We start from the raw sequence: 26,153 nt of genomic DNA on the forward strand, positions 1-26,153 counted from the left end.
TCAGTCCTGTTCCACCAGCGAGGCGGCGCGCGTCTTGATCTTCTCGTAGGCGTTGATGCCGCGTTCCAGCGTGTCGACGCTCCCCGGGGCGATCGCCAGCGCGGCGCCGCATCGGTTGCAGGCAAAGCGCGATCCGGTGGCCAGCAGCCGGGGCTCGATCACGATCGAGCCCACGGTGCACGCGGGGCAGGGAATGGTGACACCCATCAGCTATCCTTCGCCGGGCCGGCAGGCAGCTGGATCGGTGCCATCGTGCTGGTCATCGCCTGGATGATCGTGGTCACGCCCGGCGGCAGCGGCAGCTGGCCCGCGTGCACGGTGACCGAATATTTCGCGTCGTTGCTCTTGGAATAATGCTGCTGGTCGGACGAGGCGGAGGAGCTGTCGTGGCTGACGCTGCCCTTGATCTCGACCGAGAACATGCCCCAGCCCGCCTTGGCATCGAAGCTGGCATCTTCCTTGGTCGACGACGAGGTGGAGCTGGAGGTATCGTCGGTAAAGCTGCTCTTCACCTCCATGTCGAAATTGATCGTCACATTGTCGACCGCCAGCGAATTGAGCGGCAGGATGGTGAGCAGCGGGACCTGGATCGTGGTGTCGACATGCGACACGGTGGGATTGGTCGATCCTTCGGCGGGCGGTACGATAATGCCCTGCGACAGGGTCATGTTGACCATTACGGGGGCGTAGCTTTTGCCCTTGTCCGTCGAATCGTCGCCTTCGACGAAGCAGGTCTTCATCAGGAAGTCGATCTGGGTCAGCGCCATTTGCTGGTTCGCCGAACAGGCGGCCATCAGCGGCCCCCCGATCAGCGCGGGCATGGGCAGCCCGGCAAATTGCTGCGCCATCGACGCAAGGGCGGGGCCGGGTACTGCGGGTGCTTCAGGCATTGGGTCTATCCTCCACTAAAAATCGGGTTGGTCTGGTGATCGGGCGGGGCTGGGCTGGGCGCAGGCGATGCGCGGCGCATCAGGGGATCTGCGCCTTCAGTGCGCGTTCGTAGCCCTGCATGACGATATCGACGCCCGGCGGGCGCGGCCCGGCGGTGACGTGCAGCTTGATCTTCGCATTCGCCTTGGTCGCCTGGGCCGCATTCTCCCGATTGAGGAAATTGCGCCGCGACTGCGGGAAGTTGACCAGCATCTCGTCCTCGTGGTTCACGAGTTCGACATCCATTTCGAGTTCGAGCGACTCGATCTGCAGCTCGTTCATCGGGACGAGCGAGATCAGCGGCACGAACACCGAATGGCTCTGCGGCCCATCGGCGGTTTCGCGGGCGAAGCGCATCTCGACCAGCTTGGGGCTGAGGAAGCGCGTGTCCCCGCCGCCGTTCCGGGCGACGCCGACATTCTCGTACCGCGGCTCCTGGTTTTCGTAGCGGGTGCCGCTCTCGCGCTCCTGCTCTTCGGAGCCGGTGTGGAAGAAGTCGAACAGCGCCTCGAGCTGCTGCCCCTCGACCCCGCGCACCGCGCCGGTAATGGCGCTCTGGATACCGTTTACCAGATCGGTGAACCTGATCATCGCGGGCCCTCCTGCAAGGGTGGTGCCCGGTGCGCTCACCGCCCGGGTCTGCCCCCAGACTGCGTCGAGCACGCCGCGCTGTCGCGCACGGCTGCCTCGGTTTTGGATGACGGGACGGGGTGGGGAGTGTGGGGCGATGCGCGATGCGGAGCGCACCCGCATGGCGCACGCAAGGCGGTGACGACTATCCGAAGCGCCGAACTCCGCAGAGCGCGGGGAGGAGGCTCTAGGCTAGCGGCGCGCCCCGGAGGAGGGGCCGAAGCCTTGGCGGATTAGGTCCATTGTGGATGCAATGATGGCGGAACGGGTAGGGTAGGAGACCACGGGCGAAGCCTACCGCGCCGGTGACGAGCGGTGTATGCAACACGGCATGACCGATGCCGCGCACGCCGAACCTGCCGAAATTCTCGACGACAAGCGCGAACGCCGCCGCCTGCCGGTGATCGGCCTGTGGCTCACCGCGCTCTATGTCGTCGGACTGGTGATCTACCTCGTCGCGCAAGGGCAGAACCCGGCGGACCTGCAGCTGAACGAGCTGGGAGACTTCCTCGGCGGCGTCTCCAGCCCGCTCGCATTTTTGTGGCTGGTGCTAGGCTTCTTCCAGCAAAGCCGCGAGATCAGGCTGAGCAACCAGGCGCTCCACCTGCAGGCGCGCGAGATGCGGCGCAGCGTGGACGAGCATCGGCGGATTGCGGGTGGGGAGTGAGTATAGCTGAGGAAGCCTATTCGGCCATGGGCTCTCAAAAAAGTCGGTCATTGAAAATTAGCAGATGAAGGTTGGAATCTTGTCCCAAAAAAAATCAATAGAGGCAGAGTTTGCAACTTTTATCGATGAGTGGATGAATACTATAATAACTGTTCGGGACGCCGTTTCCAATAGAGACTTTTCCTCAGCCGCGCACGATACGGTTGTGCTCCAGCCCTTGAAGAAGGCTAATTATGTTAATCGCGAAGGCTACGCCATATTAGAGAGTGTTGCTTCCCGTTTGCTTTGTGAGGCAGGAATGGCTCTCAAAGTCGGCCAGGATACAGCACAAAAGTTACTCTTGGAGTGCTTTAATGAAGATTTAGAGAAGAGGAAATGGGCGAGCGCGTCGGAGAACGCCATAATTGCGAAGGCCCGCAAGAGGCTTAAAGAAATAGAGCTTCCTGATGGTTCATATATATTCGCTTCTCAATTTTCATACAGTGCGAAAGGATTGAAATTTGATATTGGACCTGTATCGATAATATCAAAGGCGAGATTCTATAGGGAGAATGCAAAGAAGCTTAGAAAGCCATGGGAGCCTTCGGAATCTTCGAAAGACGTCCACAAATTTCTCTTAAAAAAGTGGATCGAGCACATGAGGAATTTCGATCATGTGATTTCGGTCAATGTTGGCCATTCAGAGCGAGAATTGGCTTGGGAGATAGCACGAGAGACCGCTGAGTTTGCTCTAAATATAGTGCGAACTTTCTTCGGCTATTATCACACCCATAGGATTAGACTTTCGGGGGATTTCACCCTCGAACAAAACCGTGCGTCGGTCATTATCGAGCAGAACGACGTTTGGCTATCGCATGGAACTGTCGGTGTCTCATCGTTCTTGGACGATGATGCGATTCAGCACTTTGAGTGGGAGCTTGAGCCAATGTCTCCGCTCTTTGCAAGTTTTGCGGATTGGCTAGCTTCAGGGAAACACGATGGGACACCAACTGTCGAGCGTCTTCGATACGCCAACAGGCTTATCGCGGAGGCGTATTGTGAGCCTTCCGATTATTTGCGTCTCGTGCGGCTGATATCTGCATTCGAGGCATTGGCGATAATCCGCTCGCACGAGAAGGTCCATAATCTTGCTGTCAGATGTGCGAACGTTGGCTCGTGGGGCCGATCCGCAACAGCGTGTGAGATTTACGACAATGTTCGCTCCGCCTATCATGTGCGAAACATGGTGGTGCACGGTGATGCACCCACGACTGACCAAGTGCGCAAGGCTTTCTTTGGGCTAGAAAAACATACGTTTGGTATTCTGGTCGGTTTTTTGAGTTTTTATGCTGGTATTGAACGTACGGCAGCTCCGAGATCGATTCGGACACTCGCACGAGAGATCGAGAACCGCATTGAGTTCTTCTTCTATGATCCGTCATTTGGATTCGACTGAGGCGGCAAGATTGCATAATTTTTCCGCGCTGGCTTGCCTTTGCCCAAAACCCCGGCCCCATTCCCGCTCCCCCAGCGTTACCGCACTGCAGCATCACGCTGCCGGAGTGCTCCTAAATGACCAAGGCCACCCCGAAGACCTGGCCCGAACTTGCAGTCGAAAGCTGGATGCTCGGTGCAGAGATGGGCATGGTCATCTGGCTGCGTACGCTGCGGATGATGTCGGGCGGCAAGATTGCCGAGCGGGAGGCGCGGTTGATGGTCAGCGAAAAAATGACCGCTGCGATGACGCTGATGCCCGCGCTGATGGCGGGCGGTGCGAACCAGTCTGCCGAAAAAACGACCAGCCGCGCGCTGGCGCATTATGGCAAGCCGGTGCGCGCCAATCGTCGCCGTCTCTCGCGCTGAGCCTTTACCGATAGAAAAGGGTGGGTCGGGCGGTTGCCGTCGCTTCGCCTAACCCCGCGCCATCCCCACCAGCACCCGGTCCAGCGCCTGCAGGAACCGCGAACGGTCCGCCTTGCTGAACGGCGGCGGGCCGCCACCGACCCCGTCCATCCCGGCGCGCAGGTCGGCCATGATTGCGCGGGTCGCGATCGCGTTGCCGATGCTCGCGGCATCGAAGCTTTTGCCGTCGTGGCGTAGGACCACGGCACCCGCCCTCAGGCAGCGTTCGGCCAGCAGGATGTCGGCGGTGATGACCACCGTTCTCGGACTGGCGTGCTCCGCGATCCAGTCGTCCGCTGCGTCGAAGCCATCCGAGACCACCACGCGCTTCACACGCTCGCTCACCGGAACGCGGAAGGGGCTGTTGCTCACCACGCGGACATGCGCGCGGTGGCGTGCGGCGACGCGGTAGATTTCCTCCTTCACGGGGCAGGCGTCGGCATCGACGAGGATGGTGACGGGAGCATCTGTCTGCGGCATCGTTCGCGTTCGATAGATGATATGGAGTCGGGGGCAAGGTGGGGCGGTGAGGTAGTAAGCGGGACCCCGGATCAGGTCCGGGGTGACGAGCAAGAGAAGGGGAGGGCAACCTGCGCGCCATCGCCCAAACTTTCCTACTCCGCGCAAATCTGTCTTAACCTGCGCGATGAGCGCTCCCGAAAACCCCTCCGCCCGCACGCCCCCCGCAACCCCGGCCGCCCTTGCCGGCCTCCCCTATGTCCCGCCCGCGGACCGCTGGACCAAGCCAAAGATGGCGGAGTTCCTGCGCGTGCTTGCGGCGACGCAGCAGGTGAAGGCGGCGGCGAAGGCTGTCGGCATGTCGCGCCAGTCGGCGTACAAGCTGCGCAACCGGCTGAAAGGCGAGCCGTTCGATATCGCGTGGGAGGCGGCGTTCCAGCATGGCTACGACGCACTGCATCAGGCCGCGCTCGAACGTGCCTTGTACGGAGTGGAAGAGCCGGTGTTCCACGGCGGCGAGCAGATCGGCACGCGGCGGCGGTATGACGAGCGGCTGACCGTGTTCCTCCTCGCACGCCGCAACGCGGTCGGCGCGCAGCGGCTGTCGCGTTATGGCGCGGCGGCGGAATTCTGGTCGGAAAGGTGGGAGAAAATGCTCGATCTGGTCGAGCGCGGCGCAGTCGTGTGGCAGGGCGAGGACGGCGCGCGGGCGCTCGGCGACGATGCCACGCTGGCGAAGGATATCGAGCGGCGCCACATGCTCGACGCAGCCGAGGATCGCCAGCGACACGGCAAGCGATAGCGGGCGGCGAAAATTTCGGGCGGAAAACGCCGATGTGTCACCCGGCGCGGCTTTGTCATGATGAAAAAGCGTGTCCGAACAATGCTTTGGTGGATGCGTGACCGGGGACGAGGAAGGGTGACAGGTGGGTGACACGTGTCACCCTGTCGCCATCGCGCTGCCCGCCCGCCTGTCGATATGTCGGGCGCGCGATTGTCGGCGGGTCGCCGCGCCTGTATCCCGAGGCGACAGGGAAGGACCAGCCATGATGAAACCAGCACTCTGCGCCGCCGCGACGATCCTGATCGCGTGCCTGCCGCAGCAGGCCTTTGCGCAGGTCGCGGTGGAAGCCAACGTCGCGCGCGCCGATTCCGAATGGGGGGCGGAACTGGGCGCGGGCTACAGCTTCAGGTTCAAGGGGCTGGCGATCCGCCCGATGGGGGGCGTGCTGGTCTACCAGGGCGATAACGACCGCTATTACCAGGACGATATCGGCGGCGGCCAGACCCGCTGCCGCGACCGGAGCAACGGCCAGTTCGCCGACGACGCGAAGTGCGACAACACCGCATTCAAAGCCTATGCCAAGGTCGAGGGGACGTTCACGTTGCTCGGCAGTGCGGAGGCGGGCCTTGGCGCGCGGTACAGCGGCGACGAAGTGCAGCCCTACGCCACGGCCAGCTTCCCCGTGGCTCCGCGCATCCGGATCAAGGCCAATGCCGGGCGCGACTATTACGCACTGGGCCTGAGGGCGGATTTCTGAGCGCGATGCGCCGGGTGAGGCGAGGATAGCATTCGCCAATCCGGGTGGTGTGTGTTACAACAGATAGTGTCAGAGGCACTTTCGACGCGATACGGCATTCGGCCTCACTTTCGCCCGCCCGCGCCTTCCGGCCATAGCCATCGCCGCCGATCCGGCGGGCGCGGCTACGAAAGGGCGCTTATGTCCGTCTTCGACTTCTTATTCCGCAACCGGGCTGTCCGGCCTTCGCCATTGCCTGCGTGCAACGACGATGGGAGGCAGCGACTCGACCAGCTCGATTGCATGCAGACCGATCAGCTGCGCCGGTGGGAGCAGGCGATCGAGCGGGACGAGCCTGCGCCAGAAGGATGCGCGGCAAGCGCGGATTAGGCGATCGGGGCAGGGCGTGCTACGTGATCGCTGCTGACGTCGAAATTTGCGACGGACTTCGAAATTTGCTTCGCCGCTTGCCACCCGCGTTTCGGCGCACCGGCCCCGGCGTAAACCAGACGACGTTTTCCTTTCTTTGGACGACCTGACGCACATCCTCGCCGCACGTCGCGGTGTGGCAACTCAACGCGTTCTCGAAAGGAACACATCATGGCCAAGACTGGCACCGTAAAATTCTTCAATACCGACAAGGGCTACGGCTTCATCCAGCCCGACGACGGCTCGCCCGACAGCTTCGTCCACATCACCGCCGTCCAGGCCGCCGGGATGCAAACGCTCGATAAGGACCAGCGCCTGAACTACGAAGTCGAGCAGGGCCGCAACGGGAAGGAAAGCGCCGTCAACCTTTCCTCGGCCGACTAGGTCAAAGCCGACAGGGGCGTCGTCCTTCGCGGGACGGCGCCTTCTTTCCCTCTCACACCGACACGGAGACTCGCGCCCATGGCCCAGACCTACGAATTCTACTGCGCACGCGCCAAAGAGGCCGCAGCTGCTGCAGAGGCCGCCGATCTCGACCGGGTGCGGGAACGCGAACTGCGTGCGGAGAAAACCTGGCGCGGGCTCGCCGAACATGCGCGCGCGGTGGCCGAGGAACGCGCCAAGATCGTGCGCGACAAGGCAGAGCAGGCCGACTAGCTGGCGGCAGTGCCCGGCGCACTCTTCGAATTGGGTGCTTTCCTACCGCATGCTTTTCGTGGTTTGACCCGGGGATGAGATCCACCGCCAAGCCATTGCACGAAGACGAACCCACTCAAGCGAAAATACCTAAACCGCTCCGTGCGACGGCTAGCGGTTGGTCATGCTGCTCGTATCCTGCACCACGGGCTGCGATACGAACCTGATTGCGGGCTTGTTGGCGGTGGCAGGCTTCGCGGTATCGACCGGACGCCTGGGCGCTGTGCGTACCTCGGTGTAGGCGACCCGCTGACCGGATGCGGGGCGGCGCTGCTCGGCTTCCCATTGCCGCTGATCCGCTTCGGCGGCGGCGTAGTCGAACTGGTCCAAATTGGCCTGAGGCGCTTCGCGGTAATACGACCCGGCATAGCGATCCTGGCTATAGAGACCGCGCTCCCGCAGCTCGGCCACTTCGTACCGCTTGTCGCCTGCATCCAGTGGATAATGGTTGGCGGTCGGCGTCTCGCGCCGGACGTTATCGTAGGTGATACCGCTGCTGGCGGGCATCGTTGCACCGGAATCGAAAATCTGGCGCGGAGTAGTATCAATCGCGCCGCCCATTGCAGCGCCACCTATCGCGACAAGCGTTGCCGCACCGGCGAAATAGGGCAGAACACGCATGGTCCTGAACTCCTTGACTTAATCCGTATTGCCAACCCAACTGGCAAACAGGGCGAGGCGTTCCCGAATGGCGATCCTCTCGCCTGCTTTCGAAGTCGTCCGGAAACCGATAGTACCGTCCAGCGCCGAGAGATAAAGACCCCTGTGGCTGGAAAGGAAAACCCATGCGCCTGCTCCCGATTGCCGCCCTTGCCCTGAGCTCGGGCCTGCTGCTTGCGGCCTGCCAGACGCAGGATACCGGCGGCGCGCCCGGTACCGAGCCGGATGGATTCAACGGAATCGCCAAGGGCGACACGATCCATTTCACAGGGACAGAGCCGTTCTGGGGCGGCGACGTGCGCGGCAGCAACCTGACGTATTCCACGCCCGAGAATCAGGAGGGCTCGACCATCACGGTCAAGCGGTTCCACGGGCAGGGCGGGCTGGGCCTGTCGGGCGAACTCGGCGGCGCGCCGTTCGATATGACGGTGACGCCGGGCGCGTGCTCCGACGGGATGAGCGACCGCAGCTACCCCTACACCGTCACGCTCAAGATCGGGTCGGAAACCCGGCTTGGCTGCGCATGGACGGACGCTCAGCCGTTCGAAGGGCCGCAGCAGCCCTGAGCTTTCGAAGGTCTAGCTGCGCCGGTCCTGTACGCCTGCGCGTTCGAGTTCGCCGCCGAGGCGCCCGGTAAGCCACAGGAAGAACATCCTGAAATCGGCTAGCAGGCTCCACAGCGGGTAGGTGAAGGTGGCGGGGCGGTTTCGTTCGACGCGGAAATGGGCGACCCACGCGAAGAAATATCCCGCCAGCGGCAGCGCGAGCAGCAGCCACCAGTGCTGCGTCGCGACCGTTGCGACAGCCAGCGCGATGACGATCGCGGTGCCGACGTAATGCAGTCGCCGAGTCGCGGGCCGGCTATGCTCGCGCAGATAGAAAGGCCAGAATTCCCTGAAGCTTGTGTAGGTTCGCTCGGTCATTGGCGACCATTCTTGCCCCTCCGGGATATCAGGGGCAAGTGCCTTGCACCAAAACGGGAATCCGCATGTCAGATTGCTGGAACCGGCCGGGGATATGATCGTTCACCTTTTCAATGTTCACTCCGCATTGCGGGTAGCGCTCACTTTTCCGGGTTTCGATGGCCGACCATCCTGAAAGACAAGACCAGGCTTCGACGAGTCAGGCGTCGATGAATGATCCGCAGGCCCGCCCGCGAAGCGACATGCGCGATGTGGGCGACGAGGATCGGTTTTCCGATAGCTCGGGCGTCTTGTTCGAACAGGCGATGGCGCAGACGCGGATGGCCGTTTGCCTGAGCGACCCCAATCAGCCCGACCAGCCGATCGTGTTCGCGAACCGCGCCTTTCGTCGCCTGACGGGCTATGACGAGGCTGAGATTCTCGGCCGCAATTGCCGCTTTCTGCAGGGACCCAAGACCAACAAGCACGCGGTCGCCAAGGTGCGCGAGGCGATTGAGAATGAAGACGTGGTCGTTGTCGAGCTGCTCAATTATCGCAAGGATGGCACGCCTTTCTGGAACGCGCTCCACCTCGGGCCGATCTACGATTCCCAAGGCAATCTGATCTACTTCTTCGGTAGCCAGTGGGACGTTTCCGATGTCCGCGCGGCGCGCGCGGAAGAACGGCACGCGCGCGAGATGGCCCGCGAATTGTCGCACCGCATGAAGAACATGTTTGCGGTGATATCGGGCATCGTCAACGTGATGGGCCGGGTCCGCGGTGTGGAAAGCGAAGCTGCGGAGATCAACAGCCGCATCCAGGCGCTCGGACGTGCCTACGAAACCACGCTCGACGAAGCGTCGGTTGGCCTGATCGACCTCGGCCCGGCGGTGAAGGCCATTCTCGAACCCTACGATTTCGACGATCGCCTCGAATTTCTCGGCAACGGCGCACAAGTGCCGTTTTCGGCCATGTCGCTCATCGGCCTTGTGCTGCACGAGCTGGCAGCCAATGCAACACGCTACGGCGCGTGGGCCGGTGAGGGTGGAGGTCGGGTGCAACTCGATTGGCAGCGCAGCGGTGGAGATGTCGTCCTGACATGGATCGAGACCGGCGGCCCCACCATCGATGGCGTGCCGGCCGATACGGGCACGGGGGCGAAGATCATGGACAGGATGGTCGCCGCTGCACGCGGGTCGATCGAAAGAGACTGGAAGCCGGAGGGACTGCACGCAGTCCTTACCGTGCCGATCGAGGGGGATCGATAGTGAGCGCTAATTGCCGCATTCTTCTGCTGGACGACGAACCGCTGATCCTGATGGATCTGGAATTCGCTGCCGAAGACCAGGAGTGCCAACCGCTGACCGCCACCAATGTGCGCGAGGCGATGGAGCATATCGAGGCACAGGGCGGAGTATCCTGCGCGGTGCTCGACGTAACCTTGCGCGACGGGGAGACATGCGTGCCCGTTGCTCGTGAGCTGGAACGGCGATCGATCCCATACCTGCTCCATTCGGGCGATCTAAACCGGCAGGAAGGGACGCTGGCCGCGCTCAACGCAAGACTGATCCCCAAGCCGGCCTGTTCACGTCGCGTCGTCGAGACGGCGCTGTCGCTCGCCACCGCTCCGCTCGACGCTGCCAAGTCGCACTGATTGCGCTATAGAAAGAAGGGGCCGCCGAGCATTCGCCCGGCGGCCCCTTCCTTTGTCGGTCGGCTAGCCGAAAGCCTAGTAGAGGCCCGGGATCTGGTACTGGGCCGCAGTCGGCTTGACCGGGTTCAGAGCCTCGATACGCTGGCGCGACGCTGCACGCTTTGCGCCGCTGGCAGCGATGGGGGTGCAGGTCCCGCCGCTCAGGAAGCTGAGGGCCGTCGCAGTCGAATCCTCGTCCGTCGAACCGAACTGGTGGAGGAAATCGTCATCCGCCGCGCATGTGTTCGGGAAAACGCTGGCGAGGCCGGTATAGTAGTCGCCGCCACCGTCGGCATTGACGGTCCGGAACGCCATGACGCGCAGCCGGTCGTCGCAGGCCGTGCGGTCACGCGCAATCTGCCCCACCGGCTTGCCGTAGGTGTTGCTACCCACCAGCGCGAGATTGTTGCCGAGGTAGGGAATGAAGGCATTGCCGGTCAATTCGCTGGCCGATGCCGTTGAGCTGGTTCCGATCAGCGCGATCTTGGTCGCGGCGATCGCTTCGGGCTGTGCTTCGAAGGGCTCGGTCGAGTTGTTATTGGATAGCGAATCGCGGAAAACCGTGCGGCTGAACACATCACCGACCTTGTCTGCCCCCAGCAGGTCGCCAAGCAGTTCGGCAACATCGACAAGCCCGCCGCCATTGTAGCGGAAATCGAGGATGACCTGCTCCACACCCTGCTGGCGGAAGCCATCGATTGCAGTGCGAAGCTGCGGCCCGGCATCGGCAACGATGAAGGTACGAAGGTTGAGGTAGCCGACAAGGCGACCGTCAACATTGGGGATGGTGATAGCGCCATACCGGTCCGAAATCGGATCGAGCGCATATTCCTGCTTGGTTACGCTGACGGTGGAGGTCGCCCCGCCGGGCTGACGGATGGAGAGCGTACGGGTGACGCCCGGATCGCTCGGGCCCAGAGCATTGCTGAATGCGGCGGCACCGCCCTGAGCGAAGAGATCAGTGGTAGACGTTCCGTTGACCGAGAGGATTTCCGTCCCGCGATCGATTCCCTGCGGATAGGCGGGTGCGCCTTCGAACGCTTCGAGGACGAATACGCGGCTATTGACCGTGTCGTAACCAAGGCGGACGCCGAAACCTGCCGAGGAACCCGAATTGATCAGATCGGTCTCTTCCTGGATCGACGTGATATAGGTGAAGCCACGGTCCCGACCAAGCGCGCGCGCAGGCGCGACGAGCGCGTCGATATAGCTCTGAACGTCGCTGTAATTGGCGGCATTGACCGTCGTGTCGAGCAGGTCGGGGAACAGGTAGTAGGTTTGCAGCTGCTGCAGCACCCAGGCCTGGCGGTCGGCGACCGAGCAGGCGGTCGGTGACGGGGTCGGGCCCGGAGTGGGGGTCGGCGTGCCCGATGTCGGCGCGCCGCCGCCATCGCTTCCACATGCTGCGAGTGCGCCTGCAATTACCAGGCTGAGTGCGATACGGCCGACCGACATTGGTATTCCCCCTTGAAATATGAAGGGACGATCTATTCAGGTCGGAGGGCGTTTGTCTATCGCTAATAGTTTGAAATTTCGTGAGTGTTGCCTCTCGACCTCAGCTCAGCGCAGCGCACCCTTACATCGCGGCGTGCGAACGCCTAGCAGATGTAGCAACTCCAAGGAGATTCGCTTCACATGACCGAATGGCTGTCCACACTGCTTCCCGATACCTGCCCCGCCAATGCGGAACTCGCCATCGCCCGCTTCGCTACGCGCGAAGCGATTGGCCGCAATGGCTTTTCCTTATCCAGCCCCGCATTCCCGCAGGGTGGGGAACTCGATCCGTGCTTCACCGCGGACGAGGAAGATGCGGTGGCTCCGCCGATGGAATGGACCGCTCCGCCCAAAATGGCCGAGGAACTCGTGCTGGTCGTGCAGGACGCCAGCGTGCCCGATGCGACCTGCCACTGGCTCGTCTGGGGGCTTCCGGCGCAGCACGGCAAATTGCTCGAAGGCGAGGTGCCGCCGCGCACCGGCAAGAACGACCAGGGCAATTCCGAATGGCTGCTGCCGCGCGTCGATCCGGAGGGCAAACCGCATTGCTTCGTATTCCAGCTGTTCGCGCTCGACCTGCCGATCGCGCTGATGCCGGGGGCAGGCAAGGCCGAGCTGTTCGCCGCGATGGAAGGACACGTGATCGCGGCGAGCGTGCTCGCAGCGACCTACAGCGGGGAAGACGATGACGACTTTCTCGACCCCGAAGACGAGCCGGAAGCCTAGGAGGGCAAGGCTATCCCCGGCGGGCGAACGGCCAGTCGATCACCCGACTGGCCCATAGCGCTGCCCAGACGATCACCGGCTGCGCGATCATGCGCGGGATGTGATAGCCGAGCCCAAGCCCGCCATCGCCGCTCAGATCGTTGATCATGTGCTGGATATTCGCGGGCCACACGCACAGCGCATAGAGCGCCAGCCCGATCCCTGCGGCGCGCCGGATCGCGGGGGAGATGCCCTGCGCCAGCCCGATCGCCCCGAGCAATTCCGCCACGCCCGTCCAGAAGATGACGGCTTCGGGGAAGGGGACGGCGGGCGGCATGATCCCCAGGAACGGCCCGGGCACCGCGATGTGGAGCACGCCCGCCGCGAAAAAGGCGAGCACCAGGAACCAGCGGGTGAGGTTGCGGGCGAGCGTCATGCCAGGCGCGGCGCCCAGCCTGCAGGCGCCAGCTCGAACCCCTCGAATTCGAAGCCGGGCGCGACGACGCAGGACACGAACGCATAGCCATGCGCGCCGGGCAGGGGCATCGCCGCCTGCCATTGCCCTTGCGGCACCACTCCTTGCCACAGCGGCTCGGTCTGATCGCCGAGCACGATCGTTTCCACTTGCGCGTCCTCGCTCTCCGCAATCCGCAGCGCGAGCGGATCGCCTGCGTGCCATAGCCACAGCTCGTCGGCATCGACCCGGTGCCAGTGCGAGTGCTGGTCCGCTTCGAGCAGAAAATGGATCATCGTCGAACTGGCGCGGCCATCCTTTTCGCACGCGCGAAAGGTCTCACGATACCAGCCGCCCTCGGGATGCGGTTGCAAGCCATGGGCCTCGATCAACTGCTCGGCGTTGCTCACGGGACGCTTGCCTTCCATTTTGCTTCTGCGGAGGTATGCCTAGGCGCGAAAAGGATGGGGAGCCAACACATGTTACGCCGTTTCGCCACCGCTTGCGCCGTCGCTGGGCTGATCTGCAGCCCGCTGGCCGCGCAGACTGCAGAGGAAACGGCGCTGGCCGCGCTTGAAGCCGCCCCTGTGTGGGATGGGCACAATGACGTGCCGATCCAGCTGCGCGCGCGCTTCGCCAACCAGATCGGCGATTTCGATTTCGAGCATACTGATCAGGTCAAAACCGAAGAGGGTGACGCAATGCAGACCGACCTCGCGCGGCTGCGCGCAGGTCGTGTCGGCGTTCAATGGTGGTCGGTTTACGTGCCGGCAGCAGTTGACGAGCCGAGAGCGGTCCAGATGACGATGGAGCAGATCGACGTCATGAAGCGGCTCATTGCGCGCTACCCGGAGGACATGACGCTGGCGTTGACTGCCGACGAGGTCGAGGCCGCGCGCGCGCAAGGCAGGATCGCCGGAATGCTCGGCATGGAGGGTGGCCACTCGATCGGGTCGAGCCTCGCCGTGCTGCGGCAGATGTACGATCTGGGCGCGCGATACATGACGCTGACCCACAGCAAGAATACGCCCTGGGCGGATAGCGCGACCGACGATCCCGAGCATGACGGCCTGACCGATTTCGGCAAGGACCTGGTGCGCGAGATGAACCGGATCGGCATGGTCGTCGATCTCAGCCACGTGTCCGAGAAGACGATGATGGACGCGCTCGACGTGTCGCGGGCGCCGGTGATCTTCAGCCATTCCTCTGCGCGTGCGATCAATGGGCACGCACGCAACGTACCGGATGCGGTGTTGCGCCGGCTGCCGGAGAACGGCGGGATCATCATGGTCACCGCGGTGCCCGGCTTCCTGAGCGAAGACGCGCGCGTCTGGAATGCGCAGCGCGATGCGGAAGAGGCGCGGCTGAAAGCGCTATGGCAGGGGCAGCCTGACGCGGTCGAAGCCGGAATGAAGGCATGGGACGAAGCCAATCCCTACCCGCCTGCGAATATCTCGGACATGGCCGACCACATCGACCACGTGCGCCAGATTGCGGGTATCGACGCAATCGGTATCGGGGGCGATTACGACGGTATTCCGGCCGGGCCGGTGGGTCTGGAGGACGTTTCCACCTACCCGGCGCTGTTCACCGAGCTGGCGCGGCGCGGATACTCGCAGGAGGATCTGGAAAAAATCAGCTCGCGCAACATGATGCGCGTCATGCGGGCGGTCGAGGCCACAAGCGCGGCGATGGCAGATGTGCCGCCGTACGAAAACCCGTCCGATAACGAGGTTTAGGGCGGGGGCAGAGCCTAGTCGCCGTCAACCTCTTCAGGCAGGTCGTCGCGATCAGTCGAGGCCATTTCCTCCAGCTCGTCCTCGGTCATGCTTTCGTACATGCCGATCGAGGCCCCTTGCAGGTCGGACTTTTCGGTCTCGCCGCGCTTGGCAGAGAGCGCCGCTCCCGCCGCCTGTTGCTGTTTCTTGGATTTCGCCTTGGGCATGATAGCTCTCCTCAGGTGTCTTGCGCCTTGATCTCCGAGCCGAGCTTGAGCACTTCATCGCCGTCTTCCTGCCGGATCAGGTAGGCAGGATCATCCTCGGTCCCGTTCCTGGTGATCTCGCTGCCCTGGAGCGTGCGCGTCACCTCGCGTTCGAAGCGTTCCTTGATCTGACCCTTGGCAGTGCCGTTGCCCCAATCCCACTGAACATACTGATCGCTTTGGAAGCTGTTGGTATTGCTCATGGAAAATGGGGCCCTTGCAGATCAGTTCTGTGCCTGATTAACCGGTGCAGCAGTGTCCGGTTCCGAAGCTTCGGGAGCCGCATTTTCGTTGCCGAGTTCTTCCGGCGCCACCAGCACGTCGGCCTCGTCACCCTCAGCCTGCACCGCTTCCTGCGGCGAAACCACACGGCTGGAGACGTCTTCCTCGCCCGTATTGGTCAGTGCGGGGACGATCCAGATGATCGACAGGGCGACGATGGCCAGCAGCAGCCCGATGCCCAGTACCCAGCGAACGACGCCTTCCTTGCTGCCGCCGCTGACACGCTCTTCATCGGTTCGAATTTCAGTATTGTTCTGGTCGACCATATTATTGTCCTTTCCCGTCCATCGAGCCTGCTAAACGGCTCGTCTCTGCCACGGTTCCGCCCGGCACACCATCAATCGCGCAGCAACTCGTTGATACCGGTCTTTGCGCGTGTCTGCGCGTCGACGGTCTTCACGATCACCGCACAGGCGAGCGACGGTCCCCCATCCTTGCCCGGCAGGCTGCCCGGCACAACTACCGAATAAGGCGGTATGTGCCCGCGGAGGACCTCACCGGTCTCACGCACCACGATCTTGGTCGACTGGGTGATGAACACGCCCATCGCGACCACGCAGCCTTCGCCCACGATCACGCCCTCGACGATTTCGGAACGCGCGCCGATGAAGCAGTTATCGCCGATGATCGTCGGGTTGGCCTGCAGCGGTTCGAGCACGCCGCCGATCCCGGTGCCCGCCGAGATATGGCAGTTTGCGCCGACCTGCGCGCAACTGCCCACGCTGGCCCAGGTGTCGAGCATGGTGTTTTCGCCGACATAGGCGCCGATATTGGTGAAGCTGGGCATCAGCACGCATTTCTTGCCGATGAAGCTGCCGCGCCGCGCGATAGCGCCAGGCACGACGCGGAAGCCGGCCTCGCGAAAGCGGGCCTCGTCCCACCCGGCGAACTTGCTCGGCACCTTGTCGAAGGCGGGCGCTCCGGCTGCACCATCCATCAGCGCGTTGTCGCTCAGCCGGAACGACAGGAGCACCGCCTTCTTGAGCCACTGGTTGACGCGCCAGCCGCCATCGCCATCGGGTTCGGCAACCCGCGCGCTCCCATCGTCGAGGCTCAGGACCGCGTTCTCGACCGCCTGGCGCAACGCGGCATCCTTCGTATCGAGATGGTCGCGATCCTCCCACGCCTGCTCGATCACCTGTCGCTGCTCGTCGCTCATTCTCACCGCTCCTGTATGGCCTTTCCCTGCGCCGTAGCTCGCGCCGCGCCTGACTGCCAGCCGGGACTCCCGGCTATCCCACGGCGTATGCGATGGACCGCAGTAGGGCCTTGGGTTACCACCATCCCGACAAGCGCATTCGGCGCTGCATACCCGATGCGCAGGGGAAGGGGCGAGCCGGTTCACCAGTCGTTTACGGGGCCGACGGTATCGCGGCAATGAAGGCAATGAACACAGGGGCTTAGCGTGATGAAGCGAACCGGTCGGGGCGAGTTGAAGATCGGGACTGCTTTCGTCGTCGCGGCGCTGCTGAGTGCCTGTTCCGGCGGTGGAGGCGGACCTAGCCTGGGTGTGCCCGTTTCGCCGCCAGCTCCCACCCCGGCGCCTGCACCTTCGCCGTCTCCTGCGCCCGCGCCTACTCCTACTCCCACTCCGTCTCCAACCCCCGCTCCGAACGTCAACTCGGCCGAGGTGCGGCGATCGGACGGGCCTGCCTTCCATAACGCGACAATCGCCTGGCAGCAGGGCGTCTCCGGCCAGGGGGCGACCATTGCGATCATCGACAGCGGGATCGACATCGACAGCCCGGAATTCGCCGAACGCATTCTCCCTGAATCGGCAGATGTGGCCGGCTCGCGCACGATCAACGGGATCGACGATCACGGCACCAACGTCGCTCTGGTGGCGGCAGCCGCCCTGAATAACGAAGGGGTCGTCGGCATGGCCTACGATGCCCGCCTGCTCGTATTGCGGGCGGACGAACCGGGCAGCTGCACCGGAGGAGGCGCGAACGATGCCGATCTCGACGGGTGCCAGTTCCTCGATTCCGACATTGCGCGTGGGATCGATGTCGCCATCGCCGCCAACGCGCGGGTCATCAATCTGAGTCTTGGCGGCGGCACGCCCACTGCCCAGCTGTCCAACGCGATCGCTCGCGCGACACAGGCCGGGATCGTCGTGGTGGTCGCTGCGGGGAACGACGGCGACACCAGCGACCCTGCGCTCGATCCGGACAATCCCGATCCCTTTGCGATCGCCGCCTTGCAGAGGGGCAACGGGGCGGTGATCATTGTCGGCTCGGTAGACGACAAGGGGGAGTTCTCCGACTTCAGCAACCGCGCGGGCAGCTACGCCACCGGGTTTCTCTCCGCACGCGGCGAACGGATCTGCTGCGCTTACGAGAATGGCGAGATCCAGGTTACCCAAGAGGGCGGCCAGAGCTTCGTGACCCTTTTTTCGGGAACGAGCTTTGCCACCCCGCAGGTTGCGGGCGCGGTGGCGCTGCTGGCGCAGGCCTTTCCCAACCTGACCGGGCAGGAGATCGTCGAAATCCTGCTCGACACTGCGCGCGATGCCGGTGCGACGGGGACCGATGCAGTCTACGGTCGCGGCATCCTTGATCTGGCGGGCGCGTTCTCGCCGCAAGGCACCACCCGGTTGCCCGGCGGTTCGGCGGACAGCCCGAGCGCGCTGGCGTTGACCGATGACATCGCGATCGCGTCCGCGCCGATGGGCGACGCGATGCGGGGCGCATCGCTGCAGAGCATCGTGCTCGACAAGTACGACCGCGCCTACACCTACGATCTGGGCGCGCAGACCCGCCGTGCCAGCCCCGAAACGCTGATGGCGAACGCCACGCGCGCCGGGCTGCGCAACGTCACGGTCGGTGGGCCGGGTATCGGCATCGCCTTCTCGCTCGATCAGCGCGGACAGCTGGAGGGAGAGACACCGCTCACGCCGCTGCGCCTGTCGCGCGCCGAGAGCGACGCGGCACGGGTGCTCGCAGCGCGGGTGGCGTTGCGCATATCGCCCAAGACCCAGCTGGGCTTCGCCTTTGCCGAAGGGCCCGACGGCATCGCCGTTCAGCTGCAGGGTCAGGATCGGCCAGCCTTCCTGCTGTCGAGCGGGGCCGCCGGGAAGCTCGGCTTCGCGCACCGCGACGGGCAGAGCGTCGCACTGCGCCAGCAGACCGGCGACCTCGGCATCACCCTGACCGCCAGCCGGGGCGAGGCGCTGACCTGGGCGGTGCGCCAGGCGCAGGGCATCGTCGGCAATCAGCGCGAGGGTTATGGCTTCACCCGCTTCGGCATCGCCGGAGATCGGCAGTTCGGGCCGCTGGGCCTGACACTGGGGACCGAATGGCTGCGCGAGGAGCGCACGATGCTGGGCGCCTATCTCCATAAGAGCCTGGCGACGCGCGGTGCGGACAGTGTGTTCGTCGACGGTTCGGCCTCCCTCGATCTGGGCGATGGCTGGCGCGCCGGTGGGGAAGGGCGCTTCGGCTCTACCCGGGCGGTGACCGGTGACAGGATCGCGGGCGGATCGCGCTTTGCCAGCGTCGCCTACTCGGTCGATCTGAGTAAACGCGGGGTCTGGCAGGATACGGACCGTCTCGGCCTGCGGATTTCCTCTCCTCTTCGCGTCATCTCGGGCGGGCTCAATTTCGATCTGCCGGTGAGCTACGACTATGCGACCGAAAGCGCGGTCTACGAACTGCGGCGCGTGTCGCTGGCCCCCGATGGGCGCGAGCTGATGGGCGAGCTTTCGTGGTTCGGGCAGGCGTTCGATGGGATGCTCGCCGCGAGCCTGTTCTACCGCAGCGAGCCCGACCACATTCGCAACGCCCCCGATGATGGCGGGCTGCTGGTCCGCTGGAGCCGGGGATTCTAGACGGTCAGTCCATCCCTGCGCGCTTCGCGAACCCGTAGGCCGCCTGCACCAGCGGGCGTACCCGCTCGCTCATCTGCTTGGCGTGGGCGGAGGATGCGGTGCCGTCGATCACTCGTTTCTTGATGCCCTGGATGATGCCGGCAAACTTGAACAGGTTGAACGCGAAGTACCAGTCCATGTCGGGCACCGGGTAGCCAGTCCGCTCGACATAGCGCTGCGTCACATCCTCTGCACTGGGGATCCCCAGCTCGACCAGATCGAGCCCGCCGAGACCGGCGCGGCCATCGGCCGGATTGTGCCAGTTGAGCACGAAGTAGCTGAAGTCCGCGATCGGATCGCCCAGCGTCGATAGCTCCCAGTCGAGCACGGCGGCAACGCGGTTCTCATCGGCATGGAAGATCATGTTGTCGAGCCGGTAGTCGCCGTGGACGATGCCGCTGGCGTGCTGATCGGGCACCGTCTCGGGCAGCCACGCGATCAGCGCCTCCATCTCCGGAATCTCTTCGGTTTCGGAAAGCTTGTACTGCTTGGTCCAGCGGGCGATCTGGCGTGCGCAGTAATCCTGTGGCTTGCCGTAGTCGCCAAGGCCGATCTTCATGGGGTCGGTGGTGTGCAGGTCGGCCAGCGTGTCGACCATCGCGTGGTAGATCTCGCGCCGCTGGTCGGGTGCGTAATCGGGCAGCGCCCCGTTCCACAGGTTGCGTCCCTGGATCAGCTCCATGACGAAGAACTTGGAGCCGATGACGTCCGCGTCTTCGCACAGGCCGAAGGTGCGCGGTACGGGAAAGCCCGTGGGCCCAAGCGCGCTCATCACGGTATATTCGCGGTCGACCGCGTGGGCCGATGGCAGCAGCTTGCCGAAGGGCTGGCGGCGCAGCACGTAATTGCGGTTCGCGGTCTGGACCTTGTAGGTTGGGTTGGACTGGCCGCCCTTGAATTTCGAGAGGCTCAGCGGCCCTGCGAAATCATCGACATTCTCCTCGAACCACGCGGTCAGCGCTGGCTCATCGAGCTTGTCCGCCTCGGGCACGTCGACCGTGCCGACCATTTCCTTCTCGTAGTCGATGCCTGCCACGAACTTCCTCTCCTAAACCCATGCGTCATGCTGAACCCGGTTCAGCATCCAGAATTTCCGGCGGATCGAACCTTTTTGCCGATCGGCCCCAGATCGCCGCTGGACCCTGAAACGAGTTCAGGGCGACGGCAAATTTCGCTGCTGGCACACAGACCACCCACGTTCGCAAAATATCGGCGATGGCGTAAAGCCGCACTACTCCGCCAAACAGGACCGCGAGTGAGAGCGGCAAGTGTCACCTTTCAACAATCATCGCCCGGCGCCAAATTTCTTGCCGGGCAGGTATTAACGCCTGCACCCGATGTAGGACAGGCGCGAGCCCGTTTCGATCAGTCGAACACCACGATGCTGCGGGCGCTGTGGCCTTCGCGAAGCTTGTCGAACCCGGTGTTGATATCCTCCAGCCCGATCCGTTCGGCGATGATCGTGTCGAGGTCGAGCAGCCCGCGCAGGTAGAAATCGACCAGCCGGGGCAGGTCGACCGGGAAGTGGTTCATCCCCATGATCGCGCCCATCAGCTTCTTGCCGCCGAGCAGGTCCATCGCGCCAAGGCCCACCTTGCAGTCCAAGGGCATCATACCGAGCACGACGGCGGTGCCGCCGCGCCGCAGCGACGCGACCGCGAGGTCGGCGCTCGCCTGACGCCCGACCGCTTCGATGCCGTAATGCACGCCGCCGCCGCTCAGCTTGATGATCTGCTTCGCCGCATCCTCCGCCAGCGCGTCGACGGTGTGCGTCGCGCCGAGCGTTTCGGCGAGCGCGCGCTTTTCGGGGAGCGGGTCGGCGGCGATAATCATGCCCGCGCCCGCGATCTTCGCCGCGTTGATCGCCGCGAGGCCGACGCCGCCGCAGCCGATCACCGCGACGGTCTCACCCGGCGTCAGCTTAATCGCGTTGAAGATTGTGCCCGCGCCGGTGGTCACCGCGCAGCCGAGCACGGCGGCCCGGTCGAACGGCATATCTTTGTCGATCGCGACGCAGGCGTGCTCATGGATCAGCATCTGCTCGGCAAAGGCCGACAGGTTGAGCAGCTGGTTGACCGGCTCTCCGCCTCGCGAAAGGCGCGGGGCCGCATCCTTGCCGCGCCGCGTGCCCTGACCAAGGCACAGCGCCATGCGCCCGGTGACGCAGAACTCGCACTGGCCGCAGAACGCGCTGAGGCACGAGACCACGTGGTCGCCCGGCTTGACCATCGTCACTTCGCTGCCGACCGCGCGGACAATGCCCGCTGCTTCGTGCCCCGGCACCAGCGGCAGGGCGTGCGGATAGGCACCGTCGATGAAGTGCAGGTCCGAATGGCACAGGCCGCACGCCTTGGTGTCGATAAGAACCTCGTGCGGGGCGGGCTCGGCGATTTCGATCTCGCCGATCACCATCGGTTCGCCCGGTTTTTCGAGGATTGCGGCCTTTGCCATCAGTCTTCTCCGTTCGCCCTGAGCTTGTCGAAGGGCTGCACTTCATTTCCGGTGCCGCGCTCAAAAAGAGAGCAGTGCTTCGACAGGCTCAGCACGAACGGCGTTGTCTTGGAGGCACCACCCCCCGACCCCCTCCTCTGACGAGGAGGGGGAGAGGTTTTTCAGCGCGTCGCGCCCATGTCGCCCGAGCTGTAGGTTTCCATCTCGGCCGCGCTCGGTGCGTGGCGGGCGAATTCCATGCGCGCGATCGAGCGTGCGTGGACCTCGTCCGGGCCGTCTGCCAGCCGCAGCGTGCGCTGGTGGGCGTATGCTTGGGCGAGGCCGAAGTCTTCGGACACGCCCGCACCGCCATGCGCCTGGATCGCATCGTCGATGATTTTCAGAGCCATGTTGGGCGCGGCGACCTTGATCATCGCGATTTCCTGCTTGGCGGCCTTGTTGCCGACCTTGTCCATCATGTCGGCGGCCTTGAGGCACAGGAGGCGAGTCATCTCGATATCGATACGGGCCTGCGCAACGCGCTGTTCCCAGATCGAATGCTTGTAGATCGGCTTGCCGAAGGCTTCGCGCGCCTGCAGGCGCTTGCACATCTTTTCCAGCGCTTCCTCGGCCACGCCGATCGTGCGCATGCAGTGGTGGATGCGGCCCGGGCCGAGGCGGCCTTGCGCGATCTCGAACCCGCGGCCTTCGCCCAGCAGCATGGCCGAGGCGGGCACGCGCACGTTCTTGAGGCTGATTTCCATGTGGCCGTGCGGCGCATCGTCATAGCCGAACACGGGCAGGTGACGCTCGATCGTCACGCCTTCCGCGTCGAGCGGCATCAGGATCATCGACTGCTGCTGGTGGCGCTGGGCCGAAGTGTCGCTCTTGCCCATCACGATCGCGACCTTGCAGCGCGGATCGCCCGCACCCGAGCTCCACCACTTGCGCCCGTTGATGACGTATTCATCGCCTTCGCGGATGATCGAGGTTTCGATATTGGTCGCGTCCGAGCTGGCAACCTGCGGTTCGGTCATCAGGAAGGCGCTGCGGATCTCGCCGGCCATCAGCGGGGCAAGCCACTGCTCCTTCTGCTCGCGCGTGCCATACCGGTGGAGCACTTCCATGTTGCCGGTATCGGGTGCGGAACAGTTCATCGTTTCGCTGGCGAAGCCGATGCGGCCCAGTTCCTCGGCGACCATCGCGTATTCGAGGTTGGTGAGGCCGGGGCCTTCGAACTCGAAGCTCTCGTCAACGTGATGGTGGCTGTCGTTGCGCGGGGGCATGAACATGTTCCACAGGCCCTTGGCCTTGGCCTTTTCCTTCAGCTCCTCGACCACGGGGATCACCTTCCAGCGGTCGCCCTCGGCGTCCTGCGCCTTGTAGGTGGGGACGGCGGGGCGCACTTCCTTTTCGATGAAGTCGCGCACGCGGTCGCGCCAGTGCGATTGCCGTTCGGTCGGTTGGAAATCCATCTTTGGGGGCCTCTCTTCTAGGTCTTTCGGTCGGTCTGAATTTGAAATGCGTCGTGGCAGAGCGGCGCGGCTGCGCCAAGCCTGTTCGCAGGATTATGGTGGCAGCACCTCGCCTTCCGCGTCGGCCCGTGCAGCATCGTCGAGCAGCGCCAGACGCGCCTCGTGGCTTTCGCGGGTGATCGGGAACCGGGCGAGCCAGTAGGCGGCGGTCAGCGCGAGGATCAGCGACACGCCGGCATAGAGCAGGATCAACGGGCTCAGCACGTCGAGCCCGACCTCGCCCGGCTTCGCATTGGCGGGCATCTGGGCGAGCGCGATGATCTGGCCCGAGATGAAGATCCCCGCACCGGTCGCACATTTCTGGACCAGCCAGTTGCCCGCGTAGAACTTGCCTTCGGCGCGTTCGCCGGTGCGTTCCTCGTACAGCTCGATAATCTCGGCCACCATCGAGGATGCCGAGATCATCGAGACGATGCCCGATGCGTTGGCGAAGACCAGGAACAGGTAGAACAGGCCCGTCGATGCCAGCGTGCCGACCTGCGGCCACGCGCCGAGCAGGAACAGAGAATACGGCGTAAAGCCGATCACGAAAGCCGCTAGCGCGCCCCCTGCGGCGGTGTACGCCTTCCCGTATCTGCGGTGCAGCGGGCTCACCACGACGAACATCAACAGCGCGCTGAGGAACAGTATCACCGGATAGACGGTCAGCCCGGTCAGTGCGGACGGCGCGCCGGGAATGGTCACCTGGTCTAGCTGCCACACGAACACGTTGAGGTAGTTGGAGATCGAGAATGTCGTCCCCTGGCTGATATAGGCCGCCATCGCTCCGGCGGCGAAGATCAGGAACGCCTTTTCGCTGAAGGCATCCTTGATCTCGGCAAAAGCGTCGCGCCAGTGGAACGGCGGCGGGCGCTTGGCAGGCGGATGCGCGACCAGCTTGTGCAGCCCGAGCGCCGATCCGACGACGGAGAAGGCCATGATCGCCGCGCCGGCGATGCCGAAGGCGACGTATCCGTCGGGCTCCAGAATGCCGTCGGGCCCGCTCAGGAACACGGTATAGGCCAGCACCATCATCAGGATGCCGCCACCCCAGCCCATCAGGTAGCGATAGCGGAACAGCGTGGTCCGCTCGTCGTAGTCGGCGGTGATCTCGGGCAGCAGGCTGACCTGCGGCACTTCGCACGCCGACAGCAGGACGCGCACGCCCACCGCTATGCCGAGCAGGCCGAGGAAGCTCGGCGCCTCGCCCGTGGGCGGCGACCACAGGATGACCCACATGATCGCCAGCGGCCACGGTGCGACGTACAGCCACGGCAGGCGGCGGCCCCATTTGGTGTAGGTCCGGTCTGAGAAATAGCCGATCAGCGGATCGAACACCGCGTCCACCACCAGCGCCAGCATCAGCGCGAGGCCGACCAGCCCGGCGTCCATCCCCAGCACCTGGTTGTAGAAAATCAGCAGGAAGAACGAGAACCCGTTGTCCTTCACACCGAAGGCCATCGCGCCGAGACCCTGGGTCAGTCGCAAACGGGTCGGCAACGGGCCCTGAGTGAAAGCCATGGTGTGAAATTCTCTCCCGGCGGCTTCGCGAGTCCGCTCCTTACGTTGACGTAACAGTACGGGTTGTGCGGTCGTGTGCAAGCGCAATCGGCCTGCCGCTACGGCATGCGTGCCTGCCAACCTTCCGCTTGCGTAAAGGTGAGTCTTGCTCCTACCAAGAGGGCGAAAGCGCGACGATGGGGGCGTTCGAACGCCCCACGCCAAGCCAAGGAGAGCGATAATGGCCGATCTTGACCAATTCCGCGAAGAGACTCGCAGCTGGCTCGAAGCCAACTGCCCGCCCGAGATGCGCCAGCCCGTCGAGGACGAGGGCGACGTGTACTGGGGCGGACGCAACGCGACCTTCAAGAACGAGACGCAGAAGGCCTGGTTCGAAGCGTGCGTCGCCAAGGGCTACACCGTGCCCGCATGGCCCAAGGAGTACGGCGGCGCGGGGCTCGAACCCGCCGAAGCCAAGGTGCTGCGCGAAGAAATGGCCCGGATCGGTGCGCGTGCGCCGCTCAGCTCGTTCGGCATCTGGATGCTCGGCCCGGCGCTGCTCCACTTCGGCACCGAAGGGCAGAAGCAGCGCTTCCTCAACGAAATCGCGCGCGGCGAAATCCGCTGGTGTCAGGGCTATTCGGAGCCGGGCAGCGGTTCCGACCTCGTCAGCTTGCAGACCTATGGCGACGACAAGGGCGATCACTGGGTGGTCGACGGCCAGAAGATCTGGACCTCCTATGCAGACGAAGCCGACTGGATCTTCTGCCTCGTCCGCACGGACAAGACGAACAAGTACCAGGGCATCACCTTCATGCTGTTCGACATGGCCAGCCAGGGTGTCAGCACCAAGCCGATCAAGCTGATCAGCGGCAGCTCGCCCTTCTGCGAAACCTTCTTCGATTCGGTGAGCGTGCCCAAATCCTACGGCGAAGACATTCCGGCCTATGTCGGGCAGGTGAATCGCGGCTGGGACGTTGCCAAGTACCTGCTTGGCCACGAGCGCGAGATGATTTCCGCCACCGGCGGCGTCGACAGGCCGACCTCGCTCGGCGCGGTGACCAGCAGGCAGGGCGAGCTCGACCCCGTGCTGCGCGCCGAGATTGCGCAGTTCGATGTCGACGCGCTCGCCTTCACCGCCATGAGCGAGAAGTTCCTCGACGAGATCAAGGTCGGCAAGGCGCACCCCGCACAGCCGAACATGATGAAATACGCCGGGACCGAGCTGAACAAGCGCCGCAACGAGCTGCTTATGGCAGCGGGCGGATCGCGCGCTCTCGAATGGGAGAGCGAAGAGACCGAAGGCGGCAAGCCCGCACGTGGCTGGCTGCGGACCAAGGGCAACTCGATCGAAGGCGGCACGTCGGAGGTGATGCTCAACGTGATCGCCAAGCGCATCCTCGAACTGCCGGGGGCGTAATCCATCCTCCCCTCCCGCTTGCGGGAGGGGCCGGG

At 63.9% G+C, this 26,153-nt stretch carries 32 protein-coding genes; 14 read left to right on the forward strand and 18 right to left on the reverse strand.

What is annotated here, in order from left to right:
• From AAG591_RS08850 to AAG591_RS08860, 3 genes are all read right to left on the reverse strand, one after another.
• Entirely contained in the window at positions 1–207 is a 207-nt protein-coding gene (locus AAG591_RS08850) for a hypothetical protein (RefSeq protein WP_342530816.1), read from the reverse strand.
• Complete coding sequence (locus AAG591_RS08855) at positions 207–890, reverse strand: DUF2589 domain-containing protein (protein ID WP_342530817.1); 684 nt, start codon at positions 888–890, stop codon at positions 207–209. The genes AAG591_RS08850 and AAG591_RS08855 overlap by 1 nt, the downstream gene beginning before the upstream one ends.
• A gap of 79 nt (positions 891–969) precedes the next feature.
• A complete protein-coding gene (locus AAG591_RS08860) occupies positions 970–1,521 on the reverse strand; it encodes a DUF2589 domain-containing protein (protein WP_342530818.1) in 552 nt (183 codons plus the stop codon).
• Between the two features lie 370 nt (positions 1,522–1,891).
• Here AAG591_RS08860 and AAG591_RS08865 point away from each other — a divergent pair, with 370 nt between their 5' ends.
• From AAG591_RS08865 to AAG591_RS08875, 3 genes are all read left to right on the forward strand, one after another.
• Positions 1,892–2,227, forward strand: a complete 336-nt coding sequence (locus AAG591_RS08865) for a hypothetical protein (protein ID WP_342530819.1) — start codon at positions 1,892–1,894, stop codon at positions 2,225–2,227.
• Positions 2,228–2,291: 64 nt separating this feature from the next.
• Complete coding sequence (locus AAG591_RS08870; protein WP_342530820.1) at positions 2,292–3,662, forward strand: hypothetical protein; 1,371 nt, start codon at positions 2,292–2,294, stop codon at positions 3,660–3,662.
• A 116-nt stretch (positions 3,663–3,778) separates the two neighbouring features.
• Positions 3,779–4,069: a hypothetical protein gene (locus AAG591_RS08875; RefSeq protein ID WP_342530822.1), complete on the forward strand. Its 291-nt coding sequence runs from the start codon at positions 3,779–3,781 to the stop codon at positions 4,067–4,069.
• Between the two features lie 48 nt (positions 4,070–4,117).
• Here the strand turns inward: AAG591_RS08875 and AAG591_RS08880 are convergent, their stop codons facing one another.
• Entirely contained in the window at positions 4,118–4,588 is a 471-nt protein-coding gene (locus tag AAG591_RS08880; protein WP_342530823.1) for a YaiI/YqxD family protein, read from the reverse strand.
• Between the two features lie 166 nt (positions 4,589–4,754).
• Here AAG591_RS08880 and AAG591_RS08885 point away from each other — a divergent pair, with 166 nt between their 5' ends.
• From AAG591_RS08885 to AAG591_RS08900, 4 genes are all read left to right on the forward strand, one after another.
• Positions 4,755–5,369 (forward strand): hypothetical protein, encoded by a 615-nt coding sequence (locus AAG591_RS08885; protein WP_342530824.1) that lies wholly within the window; start codon positions 4,755–4,757, stop codon positions 5,367–5,369.
• Positions 5,370–5,613: 244 nt separating this feature from the next.
• Entirely contained in the window at positions 5,614–6,108 is a 495-nt protein-coding gene (locus AAG591_RS08890; RefSeq protein WP_342530825.1) for a hypothetical protein, read from the forward strand.
• A gap of 579 nt (positions 6,109–6,687) precedes the next feature.
• On the forward strand, positions 6,688–6,900 hold the full coding sequence (locus AAG591_RS08895) for a cold-shock protein (RefSeq protein ID WP_342530826.1): 213 nt from the start codon (positions 6,688–6,690) through the stop codon (positions 6,898–6,900).
• Between the two features lie 78 nt (positions 6,901–6,978).
• Positions 6,979–7,173, forward strand: a complete 195-nt coding sequence (locus AAG591_RS08900; protein ID WP_342530827.1) for a hypothetical protein — start codon at positions 6,979–6,981, stop codon at positions 7,171–7,173.
• A 150-nt stretch (positions 7,174–7,323) separates the two neighbouring features.
• Here AAG591_RS08900 and AAG591_RS08905 read toward each other — a convergent pair whose 3' ends face one another.
• Positions 7,324–7,833, reverse strand: a complete 510-nt coding sequence (locus tag AAG591_RS08905; protein WP_342530828.1) for a hypothetical protein — start codon at positions 7,831–7,833, stop codon at positions 7,324–7,326.
• Between the two features lie 164 nt (positions 7,834–7,997).
• Here AAG591_RS08905 and AAG591_RS08910 point away from each other — a divergent pair, with 164 nt between their 5' ends.
• On the forward strand, positions 7,998–8,438 hold the full coding sequence (locus AAG591_RS08910) for a COG3650 family protein (RefSeq protein WP_342530829.1): 441 nt from the start codon (positions 7,998–8,000) through the stop codon (positions 8,436–8,438).
• A 12-nt stretch (positions 8,439–8,450) separates the two neighbouring features.
• On the opposite strand, the gene AAG591_RS08915 is transcribed toward AAG591_RS08910, so the two are convergent.
• Complete coding sequence (locus tag AAG591_RS08915; RefSeq protein WP_342530830.1) at positions 8,451–8,795, reverse strand: Mpo1-like protein; 345 nt, start codon at positions 8,793–8,795, stop codon at positions 8,451–8,453.
• 158 nt (positions 8,796–8,953) lie between these two features.
• Between AAG591_RS08915 and AAG591_RS08920 the strand changes: the two genes are divergently transcribed.
• Entirely contained in the window at positions 8,954–10,042 is a 1,089-nt protein-coding gene (locus AAG591_RS08920) for a PAS domain-containing protein (protein WP_342530832.1), read from the forward strand.
• Positions 10,042–10,428, forward strand: coding sequence for a response regulator (locus tag AAG591_RS08925; protein WP_342530833.1), 387 nt, complete (start codon positions 10,042–10,044; stop codon positions 10,426–10,428). The genes AAG591_RS08920 and AAG591_RS08925 overlap by 1 nt, the downstream gene beginning before the upstream one ends.
• A 75-nt stretch (positions 10,429–10,503) precedes the next feature.
• Here AAG591_RS08925 and AAG591_RS08930 read toward each other — a convergent pair whose 3' ends face one another.
• Positions 10,504–11,922, reverse strand: a complete 1,419-nt coding sequence (locus tag AAG591_RS08930; RefSeq protein WP_342530834.1) for a S41 family peptidase — start codon at positions 11,920–11,922, stop codon at positions 10,504–10,506.
• 180 nt (positions 11,923–12,102) lie between these two features.
• On the opposite strand from AAG591_RS08930, the gene AAG591_RS08935 reads away from it, so the two are divergent.
• On the forward strand, positions 12,103–12,687 hold the full coding sequence (locus AAG591_RS08935; protein WP_342530835.1) for a YbhB/YbcL family Raf kinase inhibitor-like protein: 585 nt from the start codon (positions 12,103–12,105) through the stop codon (positions 12,685–12,687).
• A gap of 10 nt (positions 12,688–12,697) precedes the next feature.
• Here the strand turns inward: AAG591_RS08935 and AAG591_RS08940 are convergent, their stop codons facing one another.
• Positions 12,698–13,102: a DoxX family protein gene (locus AAG591_RS08940; RefSeq protein WP_342530836.1), complete on the reverse strand. Its 405-nt coding sequence runs from the start codon at positions 13,100–13,102 to the stop codon at positions 12,698–12,700.
• Positions 13,099–13,548 carry a cupin domain-containing protein gene (locus tag AAG591_RS08945; RefSeq protein WP_425341644.1) on the reverse strand — a complete coding sequence of 150 codons (450 nt, stop codon included), beginning with the start codon at positions 13,546–13,548 and terminating at the stop codon, positions 13,099–13,101. The genes AAG591_RS08940 and AAG591_RS08945 overlap by 4 nt, the downstream gene beginning before the upstream one ends.
• A gap of 51 nt (positions 13,549–13,599) precedes the next feature.
• On the opposite strand from AAG591_RS08945, the gene AAG591_RS08950 reads away from it, so the two are divergent.
• The gene (locus tag AAG591_RS08950; RefSeq protein WP_342530838.1) at positions 13,600–14,859 is read left to right on the forward strand and encodes a dipeptidase; all 1,260 of its coding nucleotides are present in this window, start codon (positions 13,600–13,602) and stop codon (positions 14,857–14,859) included.
• Positions 14,860–14,873: 14 nt separating this feature from the next.
• Here the strand turns inward: AAG591_RS08950 and AAG591_RS08955 are convergent, their stop codons facing one another.
• From AAG591_RS08955 to dapD, 4 genes are all read right to left on the reverse strand, one after another.
• Positions 14,874–15,065, reverse strand: coding sequence for a DUF3008 family protein (locus AAG591_RS08955; RefSeq protein WP_342530839.1), 192 nt, complete (start codon positions 15,063–15,065; stop codon positions 14,874–14,876).
• Positions 15,066–15,076: 11 nt separating this feature from the next.
• Positions 15,077–15,307, reverse strand: a complete 231-nt coding sequence (locus AAG591_RS08960) for a hypervirulence associated TUDOR domain-containing protein (RefSeq protein ID WP_342530840.1) — start codon at positions 15,305–15,307, stop codon at positions 15,077–15,079.
• 21 nt (positions 15,308–15,328) lie between these two features.
• Positions 15,329–15,652, reverse strand: coding sequence for a hypothetical protein (locus tag AAG591_RS08965; protein WP_342530841.1), 324 nt, complete (start codon positions 15,650–15,652; stop codon positions 15,329–15,331).
• A gap of 71 nt (positions 15,653–15,723) precedes the next feature.
• Positions 15,724–16,545, reverse strand: coding sequence for a 2,3,4,5-tetrahydropyridine-2,6-dicarboxylate N-succinyltransferase (gene dapD / locus AAG591_RS08970; RefSeq protein ID WP_342530842.1), 822 nt, complete (start codon positions 16,543–16,545; stop codon positions 15,724–15,726).
• Positions 16,546–17,016: 471 nt separating this feature from the next.
• Between dapD and AAG591_RS08975 the strand changes: the two genes are divergently transcribed.
• Entirely contained in the window at positions 17,017–19,215 is a 2,199-nt protein-coding gene (locus tag AAG591_RS08975) for a S8 family peptidase (RefSeq protein ID WP_342530843.1), read from the forward strand.
• Positions 19,216–19,219: 4 nt separating this feature from the next.
• Here the strand turns inward: AAG591_RS08975 and AAG591_RS08980 are convergent, their stop codons facing one another.
• The 5 genes from AAG591_RS08980 to AAG591_RS09000 form a co-directional block, all read right to left on the reverse strand.
• Positions 19,220–20,263 carry a phosphotransferase family protein gene (locus AAG591_RS08980; RefSeq protein ID WP_425341654.1) on the reverse strand — a complete coding sequence of 348 codons (1,044 nt, stop codon included), beginning with the start codon at positions 20,261–20,263 and terminating at the stop codon, positions 19,220–19,222.
• Between the two features lie 52 nt (positions 20,264–20,315).
• Positions 20,316–20,486, reverse strand: a complete 171-nt coding sequence (locus AAG591_RS08985) for a hypothetical protein (RefSeq protein WP_342530847.1) — start codon at positions 20,484–20,486, stop codon at positions 20,316–20,318.
• A 133-nt stretch (positions 20,487–20,619) separates the two neighbouring features.
• Positions 20,620–21,705, reverse strand: a complete 1,086-nt coding sequence (locus AAG591_RS08990; RefSeq protein ID WP_342530848.1) for a Zn-dependent alcohol dehydrogenase — start codon at positions 21,703–21,705, stop codon at positions 20,620–20,622.
• A 161-nt stretch (positions 21,706–21,866) separates the two neighbouring features.
• Positions 21,867–23,159, reverse strand: a complete 1,293-nt coding sequence (locus AAG591_RS08995) for an acyl-CoA dehydrogenase family protein (RefSeq protein WP_342530849.1) — start codon at positions 23,157–23,159, stop codon at positions 21,867–21,869.
• 93 nt (positions 23,160–23,252) lie between these two features.
• Positions 23,253–24,719, reverse strand: a complete 1,467-nt coding sequence (locus AAG591_RS09000; protein ID WP_342530850.1) for an MFS transporter — start codon at positions 24,717–24,719, stop codon at positions 23,253–23,255.
• 220 nt (positions 24,720–24,939) lie between these two features.
• On the opposite strand from AAG591_RS09000, the gene AAG591_RS09005 reads away from it, so the two are divergent.
• A complete protein-coding gene (locus AAG591_RS09005) occupies positions 24,940–26,118 on the forward strand; it encodes an acyl-CoA dehydrogenase family protein (protein WP_342530851.1) in 1,179 nt (392 codons plus the stop codon).
• The last annotated feature ends 35 nt before the right edge of the window (positions 26,119–26,153 follow it).

Origin of the sequence: Citromicrobium bathyomarinum (genome assembly GCF_038594485.1) — a bacterium.
In the GTDB taxonomy this organism is placed as follows: Bacteria; Pseudomonadota; Alphaproteobacteria; order Sphingomonadales; family Sphingomonadaceae; genus Alteriqipengyuania; species Alteriqipengyuania bathyomarina_A.